Raw genomic sequence first — 6962 nt, forward strand, 5'->3', positions numbered from 1 at the left:
CATATTTGTAGGGTGATTGGTTTCTTTCATAGGTTATAATTATCGCCTATGAAGTTGAAGAAGTCCATCCATGCATTGCTCAAAAGGGGTATAAAATCAATTAGTTAAATTGAAGATGAGACTATTTGTAAAAATAGCTCCTAGAATTTTGGGAATTCAGGTTTGATACAGAAGCAGCTGAAAGAGAATACATTGAAATTCTCTGTGAAACGGGCGGTAGAAGCCCTCACTCTGTTCCGTGTCATTCCGTTGAATACATCAGTATCAGTGTATGGTTGCAAACTCAGAAAGAAGCACAGCTTGCGGAGAATACAAGCCTCTTCTGGAAATTGACACTGATGTCTGGAGATCGTGAGACCTGGAGCCAATGACGCGTCTTAAGAGTCACGGCTCTTTAGTTAGAGATCTTGGAAGAAGCCTTAAAATCCGATGAATCGTTGAACTACGAAGCCGCTAGAATCTAATATCTGATAACGCCTTGGTACTCAAGGGATATATTGAGAAACCATTAAAAAAATAAGAAAAAATCCCCGTTTTGTATACAGCAAAATAGCGAAGCATCACAAAAGCGAGGATTTTTCCGAATAACTAAATCCAATAACTTTAAATTAGTGGAGGAAGAGCATCACAATAAAGAAGACCGAAAGAAGATACATCTCGATGCGGATCTTCTTGAACTTACCTGAGATCAGGTTAATCAGTACGTAGCTCAGCAGTCCGAAAACAATTCCGTTTGCGATGCTGTAAGTTAACGGTATCGTGATGATACAGATGAACGCAGGAATCGCCTCCGCATAGTCTTCCAAATCAATCTCTTTGATGCAAGAGATCATCAGGAAGCCTACCAAAATTAAAACCGGTGCAGTCGCCTGAGCAGGAATTGATAAGAAAAGAGGAGCCAGGAAAAGAGACAGGAAGAAGCAAACCGCAATAACGAGAGAGGTTAAACCTGACTTTCCTCCAACGGAAACACCAGCCGCACTTTCCACATACGTAGAGATCGCGCTTGTCCCAAAGCAGGCTCCGATCGTAGTTCCTACCGCATCGGCAAAAAAACTCTCCTTCATTCTCGGCATCCTGCCGTCTTTAACGTAGCCGCCCTTATACAAAAGGCTGACCAGAGTGCCTAAAGTATCAAACAGATCCATGAACAGGAATGAAAATACAACCATCACCATATCCACAGTGAATATGTTGTGCCATTCGAACTGCATAAAAATCGGTTCAACCGAAGGCGGCATGGAAACAATGCCGTCTAAATGAGTCAGCCCGAAAGGTATGCCGCAAATCGTCGTAATCGCGATTCCGATCAGCAGCGCGCCCGGGATATTCTTGACCAGAAGAACAGAGGTGGAAATCAAACCGATAATTACGAGCAGGACGCCCGGCTGGAAAATCTGACCTAAAGCAACTAAGGTCGCATCGTTTTTAACGGAAATTCCGGCATTCTGCAGGCCGATAAACGCAATAAAAAGACCGATACCGACACCAATCGCCTTTTGAATACTCGGCGGTAGGGAGTAAACAATCTTTTCTCGGATATTTGTGACAGTTAGGAAAATGAATATCAAACCTTCTAGAAGCACAGCAGTCAGAGCGAATTGCCACGTATGCCCCATTGACAGGCAAACCGTATAAGCAAAGAAGGCATTGATGCCCATACCCGGGGCCAAGCCGAAAGGCATTTTGGCGTGAAGCGCCATGATAAGAGTCGCAATGCCTGAAGTAATCGCGGTCGTTGCAAATAGCGCTCCTTTATCCATCCCGGTTACTCCGAGGATGGTCGGGTTTACGGCCAAGATGTAGGCCATGGTAAGGAACGTTGAGACGCCGGCAATGATTTCAGTCCTGATTGTCGTCTCTGCCGGGTTAAATCCAAAGTATCTCTGAAGAAGCGAGTTCATTTCTGTCAAACGGTGTTTGAAGCGCTGGAAAATTAACAAATTTTTAAAAATAACACGCCATTCCAATAAGTTTTGGCGCACAGCACGATTGTAGAAGAAAACATCGGAAAGCCGCTCAATCCTTGGAACTTAACGTTCTCTCCGCCCTGAAGGACGGAGCTTTCCTCCGCATTTAGGGTAAATCCAACTATCTTTTCTTCTGAAGTGAACCGTAAAGGACTTCGCTTTCCCGTCTTCTCTCCAATCCATAACGTGATGTTTTTATTATCTAAATTCATTATTTCCGCTTTCTCTAACAAACGGTACCAATCTCCGTGCCGCTCCACTACAATACGGGACCGCCGCTCTACCCGCTGCGTTTTAATCTCTTTGAGGCTTCACCTCACCATCTTGTTCCCAATTTCCGCTTCCAATGAATCGTGATATCCGCATCGACCGAAAAAAATTGATAGGAGTGCGCAACAGAATTTAAATTCGGATGAGCTAACAAAGAGATCGAAATCCAACTACCAAACAGCTTTGGTAGTAAAAATACTAATCAAAAGTTCTGTCTCCGAACTAATAAAAATATTTAGCTTTTTTCAAAGAAATAACCCATACAACCAATTATTAAAAAATATTTTCAAGTGAAATCACTGATGCAGTGACCCTCTGATAACAACTTCTCGCTATAGCTCGGAATAATGAAAAATCAGAAAATAATGTCATGCCGCATCAGCGGTATTACTATGCAATCTCACCCCAAGGAGATCGACAAAATGTCAAATCAAAAAGGAGTAGGCTTAACACGCCGAACAATCCTTAAATCCATCCCCGCCCTGTCTGCGGTCAGCGCTGCCGGACAATTCTTCACCGGGTCAGCACAAGCCCAGGAAGGACTTGAGTTTGGCTACACTATCTGCGACAACTGCAACCAGATGCCGATGTGCGGAATTCGTTTCCAAAAACAAGGCAATACTGTTGTTTCTGTCGGCAACTGGAAGGAACATAACGGTAAACTTTTGTGCAATAAGGGTCTTGCCACACTGCAAAGACTTTACAATCCGAACCGGCTTCTCTACCCGATGAAGCGAACCAATCCCAAAGGAAGCGAGGATCCGGGATTCGTCCGTATCAGCTGGGAAGAAGCCCTTGCAACCATCGCTTCAAATCTGAAAGCGATCAAGGAAAAATACGGACCGGAAAAAATTCTTGTTTTCTGCGGCGACCCGAAAGAACCGCGTCCGGCCGCTATGCGTCTTGCGCGCTACCTCGGCACCTATCATTATGCGACAGAATCCTCTGTCGCCTGCCGCAAGGGTTCTCTGTTGGCTGAACAGCTGGTTTACGGCTCCGAATACTCAGGCGGCGGCTGCGGTCCGAAGACAAAATCCTACATGGTCATGGCAACTAACGGCGCATGGTCCAAACCGCACGGCTGGTGGAACATGATCAATGCCGCCAAGAAACGCGGCGTCAACATTATCGTCATTGACTCGAGAAGAACTAAAACAGCTGAACTTGCCACAGTGCACCTTCAGCCGCGTCAAGGAACAGACGCCGCACTCGGTGCAGGCATCTGCCGTGTTCTGTTTGAGGAAGGCCTCTATAACAAAGAGTTTTGCGACAAGTGGGTCCATGGCGTTGAGGAATACAGAAATTACTGTAAGGACTTCACTCCTGAAAAGACCGAGGAACTCACCGGTGTTCCCGCTGAGCTCGTCGTTAAAGCTGCTCGTCTCTATGCGCAGGGACCCGGCAGCTTCGCCCTTACCTCTCAGTCGCTCTCGCACAGTACGAACGGCGTCAACAACGCCCGTGCACTTTTAAACATCCCGGCCATCCTCGGCTTTGTTGATATCCCCGGCGGAGCGCTCTTTGGCGTCGGACCTAAAGGCTATATCGTCCATGACAACGGTCTGACTGAAGACTTTGTGGATTACAAGTGGTTCAAGGAACACAAGAAAGATCGTCTTGATAAAGACTTCGTGCCGGTCTGGAACCATACACAGGTTCAGTTCAACCCGAATCAGCTGCCCGAGCATGTGAAAAACGGCAAAATCCGCGCTTTCTGCGGATTCGGCTACAACGTCATGATTTGGCCGCAGCCCGATCAGTACGCTGAAGCCATTAAGAATATGGATTTCTCGTTCGCGACTGATTATTTCTACAGAGATATTTCGCACCGTGATCTGGACATCATTCTGCCCGCGGCGATGAACTTCGAGCGTTACGCTCCGTTCGGCAACCACGGCGGCAACATGGTTTCCGTCCGTACTCCGACCAAACCGATGGGCGAAGCGAAAGAAGACTGGTGGATCGCGCTTCAGATCGGCTGTCTCGTGGATGATCCGAAGCACTTCTTTGACGGAGACGTGCTGAAGGCCTGCGACTCTATGCTGAAAGAATGGGGTACCACATACGCAGACTGCCAGAAGAATCTTCCGAACATGACCAAGGTTGAAGGTCCGAAACAGCAGCCGCTCAAATACGAAAAAGGTCTGCTGCGTCACGACGGTCAGCCGGGCTTCGATACTCCGACCGGCAAGATTGAACTCTCCTCCAGCATCACCAAGATGCACAATCTCGGAACCATTCCGATTTACGTGGAACCGTTCCAGCCGACTCAGGAGTACCCGATCAAACTCATCAATGGCACAAGAAAACCGTACATCACACACTCTAAGACCCGTACGGATTCTCCCTATCTGTTGGAAATCGAGCCGATGTCTACCATCGATATCAACCCGAAAGATGCTGAAGCAAGAGGCATCAAGGAAGGCGATAAGGTTCTGATCAAGAACCAGTATGGCCAGGCAAGAGCTCAGGCCAGAGTCTCTATCATCGCTCCTCCGGGCACTGCAGGCATGCAGTACGGCTGGAGAGGCGATCAGAACTCTCAGGTCCTGATTCCTCGTGTATGGGACAAGCTCTCCGGCTACGCCCCGTATTTCGAAACGACAGTCCAAATCACTAAGGAGGCCTAAACATGAGTCAATATGGAATGATTGTCGATGTCGACAAATGTATCGGCTGTCAGGCTTGCTTTGTGGCTTGCAAGGAAGAAAACAAAGTAGCGCCCGGCATTCAGTGGAATCAGATCCACCGCATCGAAAACCCGACGGAAATGATCATCAATTATTTCCGCGTCAGCTGCCAGCACTGCGATAATCCGGCATGTCTGCCGGTATGTCCTGCCAAGGCGATCTTTAAGGGTCCGCACGGCGAAGTTTTAGTAGACGCCGCCAAATGCATCGGCTGCGGCATGTGCGCAGCTGCCTGCCCGTACGGCGCTCCGAAATTTAATCGTGAAGGCAAAACAGAGTACTTTGACGCTCCTGTCCTCGCTGCCGTTCCGCTCAAAGCGCATCAGCAGAGACCCGCGGGCAAAGCCGAACGCTGCACGCTTTGTGTTCACAGAACGTCCGAAGGCCTTGTGCCTAAGTGCGTAGAAGCCTGCGCAATTAAAGCGCTGACTTTCGTCGATTATGACAACCTGACTGATGAACAGAAAGCCATGCTGGCTAAGTCTGTTGCGCTTAATGAGAAAGCCGGTACCAAACCGAAGCTTCGCTATATCGCTTCGCACTGCGATATCGCCGGTTCTCAGGAAAAGATGTGGTAGCCGTTAATTCAGTCCTCTAATCAAAGGGCAGCTGCAAAAGTTAATTGCACTGCCCTTTTCTTATGCCTTTTGATCGCTTTCTCAACGGATTGAGACGCTGCCTGGCTGCGGAAAGGTTCGGGACTTGAACTCAATGCACTTGAAGAGTCCATAAGCGAAGAGCTTCCACCTCAGAAGCTCCTCTTAGTGCGAATTCAAATCGCGCGTTTTACTTCTTCTCAGGTCTTTGGAAGAAGTCTCTCTGCAGATGCTGATCCAGGAGCTCCCCTAACGCCTTCAGCTTCTGGGCATACTGAGGATCCGTGTTCGAGGGACTCTGGTCGTTGACAAAGCGGCCGAGGTTCGCTGTGCCCCAAAAACCTGCCGTATCGTCGTCAACAACCTTGTAAGCTCCGAGATACTTGTCCCAAACCTTATCAAGCTTACCGATGCCGTCTCCTACGTCGCCCTGACCGCCTCCAAGCCATCCGGCGTTCATAATGGTATAAACGCCTTTGCCTTTCAGCATGCCTTCCAGTCCTTTGGGTGTGTCTCTATAAGCGAACTGTTTGGAGAAAACTCGCTCCATGTAGCCTTTGGTAATAGCGTTGGGACTGTCATGCCAGTTCGGATAACAGAAAATGATGTAGTCAGCTTTGGAAACTAACGCCTGCTCCGGCTTAATATCATCGGGCGTCTTACCAAATCCGTCCTTGGCATGATAGAAATTCTCAGCAGTCAGAACGGGATTAAAACCTATTTTGTATAGGTCGCGTACTTCAACTTCATAACCTTTCTTCTTGAAAAATTCAGCGGCTGTCGCGACAAGAAAACCTTCAAGCGAAGAATCCAGACGAGGATCACCTACAACAAAAAGGACTTTTTTAGCGCTTCCGTCAGTAAAGCCTGTCTGAACGATCGGTTTACGAAGCTGCTTCGGAACAATTGAAGCTGAAGTAACGGCATCAATGTTGGTAATTTCTTTAACAGACGAGCCCTTAGGCGCAGAAGCGTGAGAAACACTGTCGGCTGCGTAGCAGTGAAGAGAAAACACGGAACAGAGAGCGGCGACAATTATTTTTTTCATGACAACTCCTAAAAATGAACAGGCCGTCCAGAACACTTATTGACGCCTGCTGCGTTATTGAAGTGCCCACGACGACGGCGAACGTTAAAGGAGTGCGTGGATCGCAATCCTAGCCATGAACTTGTGTAAAAGGAATGTATCCTTCTTTTTCAATTTATCCTTAACAGATTTGTCACTCAATCCGTATTAACCCGATTCAGCCTCAGGCAGACTGCATGATTGTGAAATATTCATGAACTACCTCACACTCACGTGCGAGGTTTCATGGGAGCGTGCTCCCATTTCTAGCAATTGGCGAACACCCATACATGCATGCAGGTTTCGTACAATTGCGGGCGTGTCCACAAAGACGCCCCCATCGAGTTCGAGCAGCTTTTTGAGCCACTCA

At 47.8% G+C, this 6962-nt stretch carries 5 protein-coding genes; 2 read left to right on the top strand and 3 right to left on the bottom strand.

Annotation, left to right across the window (positions count from 1 at the left end):
* Positions 1-608: 608 nt before the first annotated feature.
* Both E5987_RS12130 and E5987_RS12135 read right to left on the bottom strand, forming a co-directional pair.
* Entirely contained in the window at positions 609-1904 is a 1296-nt protein-coding gene (locus tag E5987_RS12130) for an NCS2 family permease (protein ID WP_160336341.1), read from the bottom strand.
* A gap of 32 nt (positions 1905-1936) precedes the next feature.
* Positions 1937-2203, bottom strand: coding sequence for a hypothetical protein (locus E5987_RS12135; RefSeq protein WP_160336342.1), 267 nt, complete (start codon positions 2201-2203; stop codon positions 1937-1939).
* A gap of 459 nt (positions 2204-2662) precedes the next feature.
* Here E5987_RS12135 and E5987_RS12140 point away from each other — a divergent pair, with 459 nt between their 5' ends.
* Together E5987_RS12140 and E5987_RS12145 are read left to right on the top strand one after the other, a co-directional pair.
* A complete protein-coding gene (locus E5987_RS12140; RefSeq protein WP_160336343.1) occupies positions 2663-4870 on the top strand; it encodes a molybdopterin-containing oxidoreductase family protein in 2208 nt (735 codons plus the stop codon).
* Between the two features lie 2 nt (positions 4871-4872).
* A complete protein-coding gene (locus E5987_RS12145) occupies positions 4873-5508 on the top strand; it encodes a 4Fe-4S dicluster domain-containing protein (protein WP_160336344.1) in 636 nt (211 codons plus the stop codon).
* 208 nt (positions 5509-5716) lie between these two features.
* Here E5987_RS12145 and E5987_RS12150 read toward each other — a convergent pair whose 3' ends face one another.
* Positions 5717-6574 carry an NAD(P)H-dependent oxidoreductase gene (locus E5987_RS12150; RefSeq protein ID WP_160336345.1) on the bottom strand — a complete coding sequence of 286 codons (858 nt, stop codon included), beginning with the start codon at positions 6572-6574 and terminating at the stop codon, positions 5717-5719.
* Between the last annotated feature and the right edge of the window lie 388 nt (positions 6575-6962).

Source organism: Parasutterella muris (assembly GCF_009767915.1).
Taxonomy (GTDB): Bacteria; Pseudomonadota; Gammaproteobacteria; order Burkholderiales; family Burkholderiaceae_F; genus Parasutterella; species Parasutterella muris.

Excerpts from the sequence above, each read along its gene's own strand:
- E5987_RS12150 (WP_160336345.1), bottom strand. The coding sequence starts at position 6,574 with ATGAAAAAAATAATTGTCGCCGCTCTCTGTTCCGTGTTTTCTCTTCAC.
- E5987_RS12140 (WP_160336343.1), top strand. The coding sequence starts at position 2,663 with ATGTCAAATCAAAAAGGAGTAGGCTTAACACGCCGAACAATCCTTAAA.
- E5987_RS12130 (WP_160336341.1), bottom strand. The coding sequence starts at position 1,904 with ATGAACTCGCTTCTTCAGAGATACTTTGGATTTAACCCGGCAGAGACG.
- E5987_RS12145 (WP_160336344.1), top strand. The coding sequence starts at position 4,873 with ATGAGTCAATATGGAATGATTGTCGATGTCGACAAATGTATCGGCTGT.